The 14,977-nt window shown below is 69.9% G+C and carries 15 protein-coding genes; 13 read left to right on the top strand and 2 right to left on the bottom strand.

Going from position 1 to position 14,977, the window contains the following annotated elements; genetic code table 11:
- Positions 1–28: 28 nt before the first annotated feature.
- Genes TSH58p_RS29065 through plsY form a run of 6 tightly spaced genes read left to right on the top strand, consistent with a single transcriptional unit; the run spans position 29 to position 4,828 of the window.
- Complete coding sequence (locus TSH58p_RS29065) at positions 29–994, top strand: transcriptional regulator GcvA (RefSeq protein ID WP_109070402.1); 966 nt, start codon at positions 29–31, stop codon at positions 992–994.
- 30 nt (positions 995–1,024) lie between these two features.
- Positions 1,025–1,381 (top strand): DUF6152 family protein, encoded by a 357-nt coding sequence (locus tag TSH58p_RS29060; RefSeq protein ID WP_109070403.1) that lies wholly within the window; start codon positions 1,025–1,027, stop codon positions 1,379–1,381.
- A gap of 26 nt (positions 1,382–1,407) precedes the next feature.
- Positions 1,408–1,914: a hypothetical protein gene (locus tag TSH58p_RS29055; protein ID WP_109070404.1), complete on the top strand. Its 507-nt coding sequence runs from the start codon at positions 1,408–1,410 to the stop codon at positions 1,912–1,914.
- A 56-nt stretch (positions 1,915–1,970) separates the two neighbouring features.
- Positions 1,971–2,933, top strand: a complete 963-nt coding sequence (locus tag TSH58p_RS29050; RefSeq protein ID WP_109070405.1) for an aspartate carbamoyltransferase catalytic subunit — start codon at positions 1,971–1,973, stop codon at positions 2,931–2,933.
- Positions 2,926–4,230, top strand: a complete 1,305-nt coding sequence (locus TSH58p_RS29045) for a dihydroorotase family protein (protein WP_109070406.1) — start codon at positions 2,926–2,928, stop codon at positions 4,228–4,230. Before TSH58p_RS29050 ends, TSH58p_RS29045 begins: the two co-directional genes overlap by 8 nt.
- A gap of 4 nt (positions 4,231–4,234) precedes the next feature.
- Positions 4,235–4,828, top strand: a complete 594-nt coding sequence (gene plsY, locus TSH58p_RS29040; protein ID WP_109070407.1) for a glycerol-3-phosphate 1-O-acyltransferase PlsY — start codon at positions 4,235–4,237, stop codon at positions 4,826–4,828.
- A gap of 11 nt (positions 4,829–4,839) precedes the next feature.
- On the opposite strand, the gene TSH58p_RS29035 is transcribed toward plsY, so the two are convergent.
- Together TSH58p_RS29035 and TSH58p_RS29030 are read right to left on the bottom strand one after the other, a co-directional pair.
- Entirely contained in the window at positions 4,840–5,223 is a 384-nt protein-coding gene (locus TSH58p_RS29035; protein ID WP_109070408.1) for a response regulator, read from the bottom strand.
- A 90-nt stretch (positions 5,224–5,313) separates the two neighbouring features.
- Complete coding sequence (locus TSH58p_RS29030) at positions 5,314–7,212, bottom strand: DEAD/DEAH box helicase (RefSeq protein WP_199230141.1); 1,899 nt, start codon at positions 7,210–7,212, stop codon at positions 5,314–5,316.
- A gap of 244 nt (positions 7,213–7,456) precedes the next feature.
- Here TSH58p_RS29030 and TSH58p_RS29025 point away from each other — a divergent pair, with 244 nt between their 5' ends.
- The 7 genes from TSH58p_RS29025 to TSH58p_RS28995 all read left to right on the top strand — a co-directional run bounded on the left by TSH58p_RS29025 (position 7,457) and on the right by TSH58p_RS28995 (position 14,885).
- Entirely contained in the window at positions 7,457–7,756 is a 300-nt protein-coding gene (locus tag TSH58p_RS29025; protein WP_014198409.1) for a cupin domain-containing protein, read from the top strand.
- 26 nt (positions 7,757–7,782) lie between these two features.
- Positions 7,783–8,202 carry a hypothetical protein gene (locus tag TSH58p_RS29020; protein WP_109070409.1) on the top strand — a complete coding sequence of 140 codons (420 nt, stop codon included), beginning with the start codon at positions 7,783–7,785 and terminating at the stop codon, positions 8,200–8,202.
- Between the two features lie 215 nt (positions 8,203–8,417).
- Complete coding sequence (locus TSH58p_RS29015; protein WP_109070410.1) at positions 8,418–9,071, top strand: metal-dependent hydrolase; 654 nt, start codon at positions 8,418–8,420, stop codon at positions 9,069–9,071.
- A gap of 230 nt (positions 9,072–9,301) precedes the next feature.
- Complete coding sequence (locus tag TSH58p_RS29010) at positions 9,302–10,900, top strand: hypothetical protein (protein WP_247874069.1); 1,599 nt, start codon at positions 9,302–9,304, stop codon at positions 10,898–10,900.
- A gap of 180 nt (positions 10,901–11,080) precedes the next feature.
- Complete coding sequence (locus tag TSH58p_RS29005; protein ID WP_109070412.1) at positions 11,081–11,617, top strand: (2Fe-2S)-binding protein; 537 nt, start codon at positions 11,081–11,083, stop codon at positions 11,615–11,617.
- Positions 11,614–12,612: a xanthine dehydrogenase family protein subunit M gene (locus tag TSH58p_RS29000; RefSeq protein WP_109070413.1), complete on the top strand. Its 999-nt coding sequence runs from the start codon at positions 11,614–11,616 to the stop codon at positions 12,610–12,612. The genes TSH58p_RS29005 and TSH58p_RS29000 overlap by 4 nt, the downstream gene beginning before the upstream one ends.
- Positions 12,609–14,885 carry a xanthine dehydrogenase family protein molybdopterin-binding subunit gene (locus TSH58p_RS28995; RefSeq protein WP_109070414.1) on the top strand — a complete coding sequence of 759 codons (2,277 nt, stop codon included), beginning with the start codon at positions 12,609–12,611 and terminating at the stop codon, positions 14,883–14,885. The genes TSH58p_RS29000 and TSH58p_RS28995 overlap by 4 nt, the downstream gene beginning before the upstream one ends.
- The last annotated feature ends 92 nt before the right edge of the window (positions 14,886–14,977 follow it).

Here is a 14,977-nt window from a genome sequence, read left to right as displayed (position 1 = left end):
TCCGAAGCCCGTGTCCCGGAGTCGCTCCATGGCCCGCCGCCTGCCGCCGCTGAACGCCCTGCGCGCCTTCGAATCCGCCGCCCGGCACCTGTCCTTCACCAAGGCGGCGGAGGAGCTTCACGTCACCCAGGCCGCCGTCAGCCATCAGATCAAGGGGCTGGAGGAATGGCTGGGCATGCCGCTGTTCCGCCGGATGAACCGCGCGCTGATCCTGACCGAGACCGGGCAATCCTACCTGCCGCCGGTGCGCGACGCGCTCGACACGCTGTCGCACGCGACGGAGCGGCTGTTCCGCATGGACGGGTCCGGCGCGCTGACCATCTCCACCATGCCCAGCTTCGCCGCGAAGTGGCTGGTCATGCGGCTGGGCCGCTTCCAGGCCCGCCATCCGGAGCTGGAGGTGCGGCTGCACACCACCCCGCAGCTCGTGGATTTCACCCAGCAGGACGTGGACATCGGCATCCGCTTCGGCGCCGGCAACTGGCCCGGCCTGCGCTGCGAGCGGCTGATGACCGAGGACATCTACCCGGTGTGCAGCCCGTCGCTTCTCAACGGCCCCCGCCCCCTGTGCTGTCCGGAGGATCTGCGCCACCACACGCTGCTCCACGACGACTATTTCATCACCTGGGGCACCTGGGGCGAGGCGGCGGGGATCGAGGGGCTGGACCACGCCCGCGGCCCGCGCTTCGACGATTCGGCGCTGCTGCTCCAGGTCGCGGCGGAAGGCGGCGGCGTGGCGCTGGCGCGCGGCGTCCTGGTGGCGGACGATGTGGCCGCCGGGCGGCTGGTGCGGCTGTTCGACGTCCATCTGCCGGGCAACTACGCCTACTACGTCGCCGCCCCGCCCCACTACTTCTCGCGCCCGAAGGTGAAGGCGTTCCGCGACTGGCTGTTCGAAGAGGCCGCCGCCGATCCCGCCCCCAAGCCTGACGCCGGCCACAGCCGGGCCTTGTCCGCCGCCGAGTCCGCCACAACCTCTTCCCCAGACGCCTGAACAGACGCCTGACCGGGGAAAGGTTGCGCCATGACGCCCGCACGCCCACTCGCCCTCGCCGCCCTGCTGTCCGCTTCGCTGGCATGGCCCGCCGCCGCCCACCATGGCTGGGGCGGCTACGAGTCGGGCCAGGAGATGACGCTGACCGGCACCGTGCAGCAGATCGCCTTCAACAACCCGCACGCCATGCTGAACCTCCAGGCCGACGGCAAGCTCTGGCACGTCGTGCTCGCCCCGCCCAGCCGCATGAGCACGCGCGGCCTGCCCGCCGATTCGATCAAGCCCGGCCAGACCGTGACGGTGGTCGGCTATCCCGCCAAGTCCGACCCGGCGGAGCTGCGGGCGGAGCGCATCACCGCCGCCGACAAGACCATCGAGCTGCGCTGACGGCGGCCCCCGCGCCCGGTCGCCCCATGGACCACGATCTCGGCCCCACCGGCCCCGGCTGGCTCGTCGCGCTGGAGACCTCCGGTCTCGGCGAGTCGCTGCGCCAATCGGTCTGGCTCTACCCGCTGGTCGAGATCGCGCACATCCTCGGCTTCGCGCTTCTGGTCGGGGCGATCCTGGCCTTCGACCTGCGGCTGATGGGGGTCAGGGCGCCGCTGCTGCCGGCGGATGCGCTGGCGCGGCTGCTCCTGCCGGTTGCGGTGGCCGGATTCGCCCTGGCGGTTCCCACCGGCCTCCTCCTCTTCACGACGGAGGCGACGGCCCTGGCCGGCAACCCGGCCTTCCTGGCGAAACTGGCGCTGATCGGGCTGGCCTTGCTGAACATCCTGGCGTTCCACAGCCGCGCCGGGCGGCGCATGGCGGCGTGGAACCTGTCGGAGCGGCCCCCGCCGGGCGCCCGTTTCGCGGGGGCGGCCTCGCTCGCGCTGTGGGTCGGCGCCCTGGCCTGCGGGCGGCTCATCGCTTACCTGTAGAAAAGGTCATAGGGCGCGCTTGCGGGCGTCCGGGACCGCTCCTATAGTCCCGGCCCATGACCGGATCGCCCCATTCCACGACGGTTTTCCCGCACCGCCACCTCCTTGGCATCGAGGGGCTGACGGCTGGCGAGATCACCACCATCCTCGACCTCGCCGACGGCTACGTCGAGCAGAACCGCCAGCCCTCGAAGAAGTCGTCGCTCCTCGACGGGCGGACGATCGTCAACCTCTTCTTCGAGAACTCGACCCGCACCCGCACCAGCTTCGAGCTGGCCGGCAAGCGGCTCGGCGCCGACGTCATCAACATGTCGTCGGACGGCAGCTCGGTGAAGAAGGGCGAGACACTGATCGACACGGCGATGACGCTGAACGCCATGCACCTCGACGCGCTGGTTGTTCGCCACGCCGATTCGGGAGCGGTGAAGCTGCTGGCCGACAAGGTCAACTGCTCGGTCATCAACGCCGGCGACGGCCATCACGAGCACCCGACGCAAGGGCTCCTGGACGCGCTGGCGATCCGCCGCCGCCTGGGCAGCCTCGACGGGCTGATCGTGGCGATCTGCGGCGACATCCTGCACAGCCGCGTCGCGCGCTCCAACATCCATCTGCTGAACGCCATGGGCGCCCGCGTCCGTGTCGTCGCGCCGCCGACGCTGATCCCCTCGCAGATCGACCGGCTGGGCGTCGAGGTCCACCACTCCATGGCGACCGGCCTGAAGGACGCCGACGTGGTGATGATGCTGCGCCTCCAGACCGAGCGGATGAGCGGCCAGTACGTCCCCTCGACCCGCGAGTACTTCTACTTCTACGGCCTCGATTACGAGAAGCTGGCGGTGGCGAAGCCGCACGCGGTGGTGATGCATCCCGGCCCGATGAACCGCGGCGTGGAGATCGATTCGGAGGTCGCCGACGACCTCAAGCGCTCCATGATCCTCGATCAGGTGGAGCTGGGCGTGGCCGTCCGCATGGCCGTGCTCGACCTTCTCACCCGCGATCGCCGGGGGAACAATGCCTAACGCCAACACCCGCGTCGCCTACCGCAACGCCCGCCTGCTCGACCCCGCCAGCGGCCTGGACCAGCGGGGCGACCTGCTGACCGACGGCGCGAAGATCGCCGATTTCGGCCCCTCCCTGTTCGCCGACGGCGTGCCGGAGGGGATCGAGGTCGTGGACCTCCAGGGTCAGTGCCTCGCCCCCGGCCTCGTCGACATGCGCGTCCTGATCGGCGAGCCCGGCGAGGAGGAAAAGGACACCATCAAGAGCGCGTCGCGCGCCGCGGTGGCCGGCGGCATCACCGCCGTGGTCCTGCTGCCCAACACCGACCCGGTGACCGACGAGGTGGCGAGCCTGGAGTTCATCGCCCGGCGCGCCCGCGAGGTGCGTCTGGTCAAGGTCTTCGCCTACGCCGCCGCCACCCGCGGGACCGAAGGCAACGAGATCACCGAGATGGGCCTGCTGTCCCGCGCCGGGGCCGTGGCCTTCACCGACGGCACCAAGGCCATCGCCAGCGCCAAGGCGATGCGCCGCGCGCTGAGCTACGCCCGCACCTTCGACAAGCTGATCGTCCAGCATCCGGAGGAGCCGAGCCTCGCCAGCGGCGGCATGATGAATTCGGGCGAGCGCGCCACCCGCCTCGGCCTCGTCGGCATCCCGCGGGAGGCCGAGATCATCATGATCGAGCGCGACCTGCGCCTGCTCGAACTCTCCGGCGGCCGGCTGCACTTCGCCCATGTCACGACCGGCGAGTCGGTGGACCTGATCCGCCGCGCCAAGGCGCGCGGCCTGAAGGTGACCTGCGACACCGCCCCGCATTACTTCGCCCTGACCGAGACGGACGTCGGCGACTACCGCACCTTCGCCAAGGTCTCCCCGCCGCTGCGCGGCGAGATGGACCGGCGGGCCATCGTGGAAGGTCTGGCCGACGGCACCATCGACGCCATCGCGTCGGACCACACGCCACAGGACCAGGACCAGAAGCGCCTGCCCTTCGCCCAGGCCGCCTGCGGCGTGATCGGGCTGGAGACGCTGTTCCCGCTGACGCTGGAACTGGTGCACAAGGGCGCCATGCCGCTCCTGAAGGCGCTGGCCTGCGTGACCGTGAAGCCGGCGGAGATCCTCGGCCTGCCGCTCGGCCGCATCGCCAAGGGGGCGCCCGCCGACCTGATCGCCTTCGACCTGGAGGTGCCGTGGAAGGTGGACGTGACGGCCTTCAAGTCGAAGTCGAAGAACAGCCCCTTCGAGGACCGTCCCGTCCAGGGCCGCCCGCTGCGCACCGTGGTCGACGGGCGCACCGTCTGGCAGTTCGAGGGCTGACCGGGTGACTCTCCTCATCTCGGCCCTGCTGGGCTATCTGCTGGGCTCGATCCCCTTCGGCTTGGTGCTGACCCGGCTGGCCGGGCTGGGCGACATCCGCAAGATCGGCTCCGGCAACATCGGCGCCACCAACGTGCTGCGCACCGGCAACAAGCCGCTGGCCGCCGCCACCCTGATCCTGGACAGCGGCAAGGGCGCCATCGCCGCCCTGCTCGCCCTCGCCTGGGCGGGGCCGGAGGCGGCGGTCTTCGCGGCGGGCGGCGCCATGCTGGGCCACAGCTTCCCGGTCTGGCTCGGCTTCAAGGGCGGCAAGGGCGTGGCGACCGCGCTCGGTGTGCTGCTGGCGGTGTCCTGGCCGGTCGGCGTGATCGCCTGCGCGACGTGGCTGGCGATGGCCTTCCTGTTCAAGATCTCGTCGCTGTCGGCCCTGACCGCGCTGGGCCTCAGCCCGATCGTCGGCTGGATCTTCGGCGGGCCGCTGGTGGCGGGGCTGTGCCTGTTCATCGCCGTGCTGGTCGCCATCCGCCATTCCGCGAACATCAAGCGCCTGCTGAAGGGCGAGGAGCCGAAGATCAGCTTCGGCAAGAAGAAGGCCTGATCGCCCCCCGGTCAAGTCTTCAGGAACACTTCGTCCATCGCCGCCAGCAGTTCCCCCGCCAGGACGGGCTTCCTCAGGATCACCAGCGGTCCGCCCTCCCCGTCCTGCAGGCCGGGTATGCCGTCCTCGGGCGGCGAGGCGGACAGGACGACGATGGGCAGGCCGGGCCGGTCGCGGCGCAACTGGCGGATCATCGCCTCGCCACCCAGACGGGGCATGACCAGATCGGTGATCAGCGCATCGAAGGCTCCATCGGCCAGGGCATTCAGGCCGGCCTCGCCGTCCGTCACGGTGGTGACCGTGCAATGGGCCATTTCCAGCATGCGGGCCATCGCCATGGCGGTGAGCGAGTCATCCTCCACGAGAAGAATATTGAGCGGCCTCGCGAAACGCACCGGTAACCTCCACGGGTGGCGAACGGGCCGACACTCTCCACGAAGGCCTGCGTCTTCGCTCCTGCAAAAAAGTGTGGCGGCGTGCGTTATTTAGGACGCCGGCTTCCCCGTTCCAGGGGGCGGCGCCCGGCGGGCCGGTTTCGAGAAGGCGGTGACCGACCCCGCCCCACGGGCCTTGCGGCGGCTCGACCAGCGGTATTGCGGGTCGTCGGCGATCAGATGCAGATGGTCGGAGATGCGGTTGCGCTCCAGCCAGCCGAGAGCGGCCTCCAGCTCCGACAGCGTCATTTCCGACCGCGCCTTGTTCATGCAGCGCTTCAGCACGGCGTTGTAGGTGTGGTAGCTGACCGGCCCCTCGGCGACGAGGTTGTTGTCCTGGTCCTCGATCACCTGGGCCGCCGCGATCTGGCCGATGCGCTGGCGCAGATGGTGCTCCACCGCGCTGGGGACCTGGACACCGTCCTTCGCCGCGCGGTCGGGTGCGGGACGGTCGGCGGAATCGTGGCCCGGCGGCGGATTGCCGAAATCGGGGCCGGGAGCGACCACCGCGAAGCGCAGGGCCGTCGCGTTGGATTCCAGCGGGATGATCTCCGGCTCCGCCTCCACCGTGCGCTCGAAGGGCAGTTCGTGCTGGCGCCGGGTCTTCACCATCGCCCGCGTGCCCTGCTGGGTCTCCACCATCTGGCGGAACCGCTCGAACATCATGTCGGAGGGGTGGTAGATCACCGCCCGCTGCTGCTCGTAGGCGCCGGCGTGGGGGTCGACACGGGTGGCCCGCGCGATGGCCTGCTCCAGCCAGGGGCGGGAGCGGATGTGGGTCAGGCAGGCGACGTGCGAGATGGCCGGCGCGTCCAGACCCTCATAGGCCATGGCGACGGAGACCAGCACGGCGGGTTCCGGACGCAGGCGGAAGGCGGCCACCACCTCCTGCGCGTCGCGCCGTTCGGAAATGGCGATCTGGGCCATCCGCGCCGCCTGCGCGCCGGGCATCCAGCCGCGCAGCGTGTCGAGGTAGTTGCGGGCGGTCTCCTGGTCCGGCGCGATCACCAGCAGCTTGCCCAACCCCGCCCCCTCATGCCCAGCCCCCTCATGTCCGGAACCGTTCCCTGCCGCCCGCCGCTTCGCGCGATGCTCGCGGCAGGAGCGGTAGGCCTCGCGCAGCATGGCCTGGGCGAAGCCGGTGCGCAGCGCGGTGAACAGGGCGTCGCGGGTGTTCTCCCCGGCGCGGGACAGCGCGTCGACGCTGCGCGTCGTCCGCTCCGCGTCCAGCCACGTGGCGGTGCCGTCCATGGCGCCGAAGGTCACCGGCAGGATCGCCTTCTCGGCCAGCGCCTGCCGCCGCGAATAGCCGACGATGGCCCAACCCGGCGCCTTGAAGTCGATCTCGCGCACCCGCCGCACCCCCAGCGGGGCGCGGTAGGGCAGCCACAGGATGGGGCGCCCGTCCGCCCGCTCCAGCGTGCCGCTCATCAGCAGCCGGGCGGCGGCGCTTTCCAGCAGCGGCAGGATGGAGCGGCTCCAGGCGGTCTCGTCCTCCGCCGTGGCCGCCGTTGCGGTGTCGGCGACGGCGGGCAGGTGGTGCAGTTCGTCCACCGCCAGCAGGTAGCGGTGGCGGCGGAACTCCTGAAGGTGCAGGTCCGGGGCCGCGGCGACCGCCTGATAGGTGGTGACGTAGCCTTGCAGACCGCGGCAGGGATCGCGCCCGTTCTCCGCCGCCCGCAGCGCGATCCCGTGGCCCAGCGCCTCGCGCCAGCGCGGGTCGGCGAAGGCTTCCTCGGCCTGCCGGCGCAGGCTGTCGCGCGGCACGATCCAGCAGATGCGGTCGATCAGCCCGGCGCGCATCAGCGCCGCCCCCATGATCACCGGCAGCAGCGACTTTCCCCCACCCGGCGTCACCGCGGCCAGAACGTCCCGCACGTCCGTCTGCCGCTGCGCGATGGCCGCGGCGACGCCGGCGACCAGGGTCTGGTGGCTCCTCAACGCTGGCATGCCGGCCTGTCGCCCCTCCCTGACGGTTTCCGCGGTACGGACGGGCAAGGCTAAGCTGCGGGGAGTCGCCGGGTCACGGATTCAATCGTAGGTAGGCATCCCCCAAAGGAGGGGGGCCGCTCGCCAAAGGAGTCCGCCATGCAAGCGCTTGGCGCGCTTCCATCTGGGCGCGGCCTGGGCTTCGTGGTACACGAATTGTTCTTCTGAAAAGCACCAACGAGAAGAGCAAGGAGGGCACCGAGCGATGAGCACCCGTCCCCAGGCGGTTTCCACGCAGCATGTCGAGAACGAGCGCACCCGCGTCACCGAATGGCGTCTGGTTCCGGGTGCCGAGACCGGCGCCCATGTGCATGGCTACGACTATGTGATCGTCCCGGTGACCGCCGGCGCCTTCACCATCGTCGATCCCGACGGCAACGCCCGCCAGTTCCCGCTGGAGCCGGGCCGCTCCTACTTCCGCAAGGCCGGCGTCAGCCACAACGTCATCAACGATGGGGACAGCGACATCGTCTTCGTCGAGGTCGAATTCCTCCAGCCCGGCTGACCCCTCAAGCCCAATCCGACTGACCGATGCACCGCGGCTCCACCATGTTCGACTATGGCCAGGACGGCGACGAGCCGCTTCCCGACGCCGTCATCCGCACCGGCGGGCCGCGGTCCGTCCAGCATTTGCTGCTGTCCCTGTCGCCGGAGAACCCGCTTTACCTCTACGCCGACGCGGCGGATGCCGGGGGTGGGGCCTATTACCGGGACTCCCGCGAAGTCTGGCAGTCGCTGGCCGACGGGGAGGGCCAACGCTGGCGCTGGTTCGTCGGCAGCCAGGGCCGCGTCGTCGAGGCCGCCCCCGGCGACGTGCACGGCCTGCGCCGCGCCGCCCCGGTCGCCCTGACCATCACCTGGTACAGCCTGCCGGACCGCGAGAGCGTCGGCCGGGTGCGCAACGCCCTGCGCGCCATCGGCGCCACCTGCACCCGAGGCCCGGCGGGCTGACGGGCTCGGCGCTCCTCAACCAACGGTGTGAACGCATAGGCGCCATGTTATTTCGGAATCCCTCTTGATCAGGCCGCGATTGTGTGGTCGCGACTTCTGTCCTAAAGTTAGGAACCAGGAATCCGGGAGCATCCGACAGAGTGGCCGTCACCCAGGCACAGCCTTCGCGCGTTCTGACGCCCTGTGCCTCATCGCTCGTCCGGCGGTGACCGCCCATGATGGCCTCTTCCCACATGATCGTCGGCGGGGCGGCGTGGTTCTACGCGTCGGCGCGCTTCGGCCTGCCCTTCGACGTGGTGGCGTTCGGAGCGGCGGTGATCGGGTCGCTGGCGCCGGACATCGACCATCCCAAATCGACGCTCGGCCAGTTGATGCGGCCCCTGTCGAACGTGATCTCCGCCGTCTTCGGGCATCGCGGCGTCACCCATTCCACGCTGGCCATCGTGGGCTGCCTGTGGGTCCTGCACGAGTATGCGGACTACTCGCACCTGATCCTGCCCTTCCTGATCGGCTATCTGACCCATCTGGCGGGCGACCTGCTGACCCCGGCGGGGCTGCCGCTGCTGTGGCCGATCAAGCGGCGGCGCAACTTCGCGCTGCCCATCCTGAAGACCGGCGGGTTCTCGGAACAGCTGGCGGTCACGCTGCTGGCCGGCTGGATGATCTCCGGCCTGTTTTCCGGTTCCGGGCCGGGCCTGCCCTTCGACCGCCTGCCCTTCGAGAACTGGATGGCGATGGACCGCCCCTGGCGCTCCGCCGTCGTCGCGGCGCAGGGCTTTCTCGGGGAGGAGGGGCGGGAGCGCAGCGCACCCCCCATCCCCGCGCGCAAGCCCGCGGAGCCCGGACGGAACCGCCCGCTGAAGGGATGAGGCATGACCGCTTGGGTTGTGCTTTAAATGTAACGGTCAATGAATCATCTTCGCTTTCCGCTTCGTCAGCCTTGTCACATTTCGTCATAGAGCTGCAAAATTCTATCTTTGTCACCGCTTAGCGATTCGTTAGGCTTTTTAGGCATATTCTAACAACCATATCCAATCGATCTTAGATTGAATTTCCACACGCTTCGATGCGGATGGGTCCGACCATGGCAAAGCTTCGGATGTCGAAAGAGACACAGGCTGTCGACGGCGCTCCGCCCGACGCGGTGACGGCCATGCCGCTCCACCTCGCCCTGCCCGATCTGCCCGGTGGACGGGACAACAGCCTGAAGCGCGTGTCCGATGTCCTGGCCCCGCTGGACCATGTCCAGAAGCTCCAGCTCTACAAGATGATCCGCGACGGGTATCTGGAGGACATGGCCGAGCCGGTCGCCCAGATGCTGGTCACCATGCTGAACGGGCGGCGGTCCGAACACGCGCGCCGGGTCTGGACCGGCCTGTTCGACGCGCTGATCCTGCGCGACGATTCCCTGCTGACCAGCGGCGTCCGGCTGGCCGGTGCCCTGCATCTGGCCGATGTCAGCGCCTGGTGGTTCGCCCTGGCCCCGCGCATGGAGCCTCTGGTCGGCCGCGTCCAGGAGACGGTGGCCCGGCTCGCCAAGGACCAGCCGCTGAACGAGATCTTCGCCTCCGCCGAGGCGCAGGGCTGGGCGGACGAACTGCGCCAGCGCAGCCTCGCCGTGCTGGCCCGCCTGCGCGCCACGCCGGCGGAGGCGACCGCCTTCCTGGCCGAGGTGTCGGGCTTCCGCGCGCAGATGTTGAAACGCCACGGCGTCCGCCAACGCGAGGGCGTCGCCCGCGCGGAGCTGGAGCGGATGGAAACCATCCTTCATGCCGCCCCCGCCTGGGCGGACCAGCCCCTGCCGTCACTGCTGCACGGCGACCCGGTGCGTCTGGCGCGGGAGATGGTGCGGCGCGGCGACTGCAATCGCGAGGGAGCGGCCATGTTCGCGGTGGCCGGTCTTCACCGGCGGGACGACGCCGCCCTGGCGACCCGCCTGTTCGAGGCCTTCCCCATCGCCGTCGCCAAGGACGCGATCATCGGCCGCCTCCTCGTCGCCGCGGAGACGCTGAAGACGACGCTGACCGGCAGCTTCCTCAGCAAGCCCGGCCTGCTGGTGGCGGACGCGGTGGACGACCGCGACCATCCCTCCGCCCAGTTGCAGCATTTCCTGGCCTGGTACGACGCCGTCCACGCGCTGGAACTGGACACCACCGACCGCGAACGCAACATGGTCCATCAGGCGTTCCGCGAGTTGAGCAACGCGGTGCACGAGGATCTCGCCCCCGTCCTGGCGCGACGGATCGAGGCGCTGACCATGCACAGCGTGCTGGACCCGCTGATCGAGCGCGTGCGCTTCGTCAACGAGTTCCAGGCGCAGCTGGCGCGGCGCGGCATCGTGTCCTCCGGCAAGCCGTGGCGGGCCGAGGACGGCAACCACGTCGCCACGGTCTTCCGCCGCCTGTCCTCCACCGGTGCCGCGGAGGGGCTGCGGACGCTGGGGCAGCTCGCCGATCTGGCGGACATGCTGAGCTATCCCATCGAGATCACCGCGCTCGACATCGCGCTGGCCGGGGTGATCGAGTCCGCCCTTCGGCAGCAGAAGACGTTCGGCGCCTCCGAATCCCGCCTGATCGACCGCGTCATCGCCGTGTCGAGCGACGAGCGCAAGCGCTGCCGCTGGTGGGTCGCCCCGGAGGTCGTCACCCTGCTGGACGCCGCGGAGAAGTCCGGCATCGCCGGCCCCGCGAAGAAGTAACCGCGGACCGCCGAACCCCAACCTTTCAGCCTGTGCCCGAGGTGCGGCAGCGTCCGTTCCCGGCCGGTTCGTTCCGGCTGCGGAACGGCGGTGCAAACCTCCTGTTGTCCGGACATGTGAAGCCGGCGCCGCCCTTTGTCGTAACGGCGTCCGGCGCTCCCCCGCAGATCCGGAGTCTCCATGGCACAGCTCAAGGCCAGCCTGCGCCCGACCCCCGCCCCTCCTCCCGAACCGATTCCCGTCACGCTGAACATCAACGGGGTGGAACGGACACTTCACCTCGCCCCCTGGACGACCCTGCTGGACGCGCTGCGCCTGCACCTCGACCTGACCGGCACCAAAAAGGGCTGCGACCACGGTCAGTGCGGGGCCTGCACCGTGCTGGTGGACGGGCGCCGCATCAACGCCTGCCTGACGCTGGCGGCGATGCAGGACGGCCGCAAGGTCACCACCATCGAAGGGCTGACCACCGGCGACTCGCTCCACCCGCTCCAGGAAGCCTTCATCGAGCATGACGCCTTCCAGTGCGGCTATTGCACGCCGGGCCAGATCTGCTCCGCCGCCGGGCTGATCGCCGAGGGCAAGGCCACCACCGACGATGAGATCCGCGAACTGATGAGCGGCAACCTCTGCCGCTGCGGGGCCTACCCCAACATCGTCGCGGCGATCCGGCAGGCCATGGCGACCGCCGCCCCGAAGGCGGAGGGCGCGCCATGAGATCCTTCACCTACACCCGAGCCGGCAGCGCGGCGGACGCGGTCGGACGGGCCGGCGCCTCCGGAGCGGTCTTCGTCGCCGGGGGGACCAACCTGCTCGATCTGATGAAGTCCGACGTGGCGCGGCCGGAAAAGCTGGTCGACATCTCGCGCCTGCCACTGGACCGGATCGAGGAGACGGCGGAGGGCGGCCTGCGTCTGGGCGCGCTGGCCCGCAACGCCGACACCGCCTATGACGAGCGCGTGCAGACCCGCTACCCCATGCTGTCCAAGGCGATTCTCGCCGGGGCCTCGGCGCAGCTCCGCAACATGGCGACCAACGGCGGCAACCTGCTGCAACGGACACGCTGCTATTACTTCTACGACACGGCCACCCCCTGCAACAAACGGGAGCCGGGGTCGGGCTGCGGCGCGATCGGCGGGGTGAACCGCATCCACGCCATCCTGGGCGCCAGCGACCACTGCATCGCCGTCCACCCCTCCGACCTCTGCGTCGCGCTGGCGGCGCTCGAAGCGGTCGTCCAGGTGACCGGGCCGGACGGCGAGCGCAGTATCCCCTTCACCGAGTTCCACCGCCTGCCCGGCGACCGCCCGGAAATCGACACGGTCCTGCGGCCGGGCGACCTCGTGACATCCATCGACCTGCCGGCCAGGGGCTTCGCCGACCATTCGACCTATCTGAAGATCCGCGACCGCGCCTCCTACGCCTTCGCCCTGGTGTCGGTGGCGGCGGGGCTGGAGATGGATGGGGACACCGTCCGCGACGCCCGGCTGGCGCTGGGCGGGGTCGCCCACAAGCCCTGGCGCGACCCGGAGGCCGAAGCCGCCCTCATCGGGAAACCCGCCACGCCCGACCGGTTCCGCGCCGCCGCGCGCGTGCTGCTGCGCGACGCCAAGGGGCACGAGCACAACAGCTTCAAGATCGAACTGGCCGAGCGCGCCATCGTCCGCGCCCTGACCGAAGCCGCAGACCGCAAGGGAGCGCCCCGCCCATGATCGCCATTCCCAGCATCCCCGGCTTCCTCAAGGAGCCCAACGGCCCCATCGGCAAGCCCGTCAGCCGGGTGGACGGGCGCAAGAAGGTGACCGGCAACGCCCATTACGCCGCCGAATTCACCCTGCCGGACCTCGCCCACGGCTACATCGTCTCCAGCGCCATCGCGCGCGGCCGGATCACCCGCATCGACACGGCGGCGGCGCTCGCCCTGCCCGGCGTCATCCACGTCTTCACCCACGAGAACCGGCCGAGCCTCGCCTGGTTCGACCGCAAATGGAAGGACGACGACGCGCCCAAGGGAGCGCCCTTCCGTCCGCTCTACGACGCGGAGATCCACCACGCGCTCCAGCCGGTGGCGCTGGTGATTGCGGAGAGCTTCGAGCTGGCCCGCTACGCCGCCCGCCTCGTCCACATCGAGTATGAGGCGGCCCCCCACCAGACCGACCTGCGCGCCAACCGCGTGAACACCTTCACCCCCGGCAAGGACAAGGGCGGCTTCCAGCCCCCGCCGAAGCCGCGCGGCGACCCGGAGCAGGCCTTCCTCGACTCGCCAGTCCAGGTGGACGCAGAGTTCACCCAGGCGGCGGAATACCACAACCCGATGGAGATGCACGCCACCACCGTCCTGCACCACGATGACGGCACGCTGACCGTCCACGACAAGACCCAGGGCGCGCAGAACTGCCACACCTACATCTGCAACGTCTTCGGCCTGCCAAAATCCGCCGTGCGGGTGATGTCGCCCTTCGTCGGCGGCGCCTTCGGCTCGGGCTTGCGGCCTCAGCACCAGCTCTTCATGGCCATGTTGGCGGCGACGCAGTTGAAACGCTCCGTCCGGGTGGAGCTGTCGCGTCCGCAGATGTTCAGCTTCGGCCACCGGCCCGAAACCATCCAGCGGGTGGCTTTGGGTGCCGACCGCGACGGCACGCTGCGGGCGCTGATCCACGAGGCGGTGCAGGAAAGCTCGCGGAACGAGAATTACGTGGAGGTCGTCGTCAACTGGTCGGGCCAGCAGTACGCCTGCGACAACGTCCGGCTGGACTACAAACTGTCGCGGCTGGACGTGCACACGCCGCTGGACCAGCGCGCGCCCGGTGCGGCGACCGGAGTCCCGGCGCTGGAGATTGCCATGGACGAGCTGGCCTGCAAGCTCGGCATGGACCCGGTGGAGCTTCGCCTGAAGAACTACGCCGAGACCGATCCAAACACCGGAAACCCCTTTTCCAGCAAGGAGCTGCGGGCCTGCTTCCAGCACGGCGCGGAGCGGTTCGGCTGGGCGAAGCGCACCCCCGCGCCGCGATCGATGCGCGACGGGCGGGAGCTGATCGGCTGGGGCATGGCGGCGGGCGTGTGGGACGCCATGCAGGGGCAGGCCGCCGCCAAGGCGGTCCTGGGAGTCGACGGCAAGCTGGTGGTGTCGAGCGCCACCGCGGACATCGGCACCGGCACCTACACCGTCATGACGCAGATCGCCGCCGACGTGCTGGGCCTGCCGATCGAGGAGGTGACCTTCTGCCTGGGCGATTCCTCGCTTCCCACCGCTCCCATCGAGGGCGGGTCCTGGACCGTCTCCACCGTCGGGTCGGCGGTCAAGGCGGTGTGCGACCGGGTGCGGTCACAACTGGTCACATTGGCCGGCAAGCTGGAGAACAGCCCGCTGAAGGGTGTGGCGGAGGAGGATGTCGTCTTTGCCGATGGCCATCTGATCGTCCGGGACGACCGGTCGCGGCGGCTGTCGATCACCGACGTGATGCGCGGCTCCGGCACGCTGACGATCGAGGAGGAGGCGCGCGCCCTGCCCTATCTGCTGGCGCGGGCGCGGCACACCTTCGCCACCCATTCCGCCGTCTTCGTGGAGGTCCGGGTGGACGAGGATCTCGGCACCGTCCGGGTGGCCCGCGTGGTCAGCGCCATCGCCGCCGGGCGCATCATCAATCCCAAGACGGCGCGCAGCCAGATCCAGGGCGCCGTGGTCTGGGGCATCGGCATGGGTCTGGAGGAGGAGGCCTTCACCGATCACCGGCTGGGCCGCGTGATGAACCACGATTACGCGGAGTACCATGTCCCGGTGCACGCCGACGTGCCGGAGATCGACGTGCTGTTCGTCGAGGAGCACGACGACATGGTCAACGCGCTGGGCGCCAAGGGGGTCGGCGAGATCGGCATCGTCGGCGTTCCCGCCGCCATCGCCAACGCCATCCATCACGCGACCGGCGTGCGCGTGCGCGACTTCCCGATCACGCTGGACAAGGTGCTGGCTGGGCTTCGCTGATAAGGAAAAGTGGTCGCGTCGGGCCCCCACCCAACCCTCCCCCGCTTTGCAGGGGAGGGCTTTTTCCCCTCCCCCTGCGAAGCGGGGGGAGG

This window comes from Azospirillum sp. TSH58, assembly GCF_003119115.1.
Lineage (GTDB): Bacteria > Pseudomonadota > Alphaproteobacteria > Azospirillales > Azospirillaceae > Azospirillum.
Note: the sequence above shows the minus strand (reverse complement) of the source record. Positions and strands in the feature narration are given on the sequence as shown.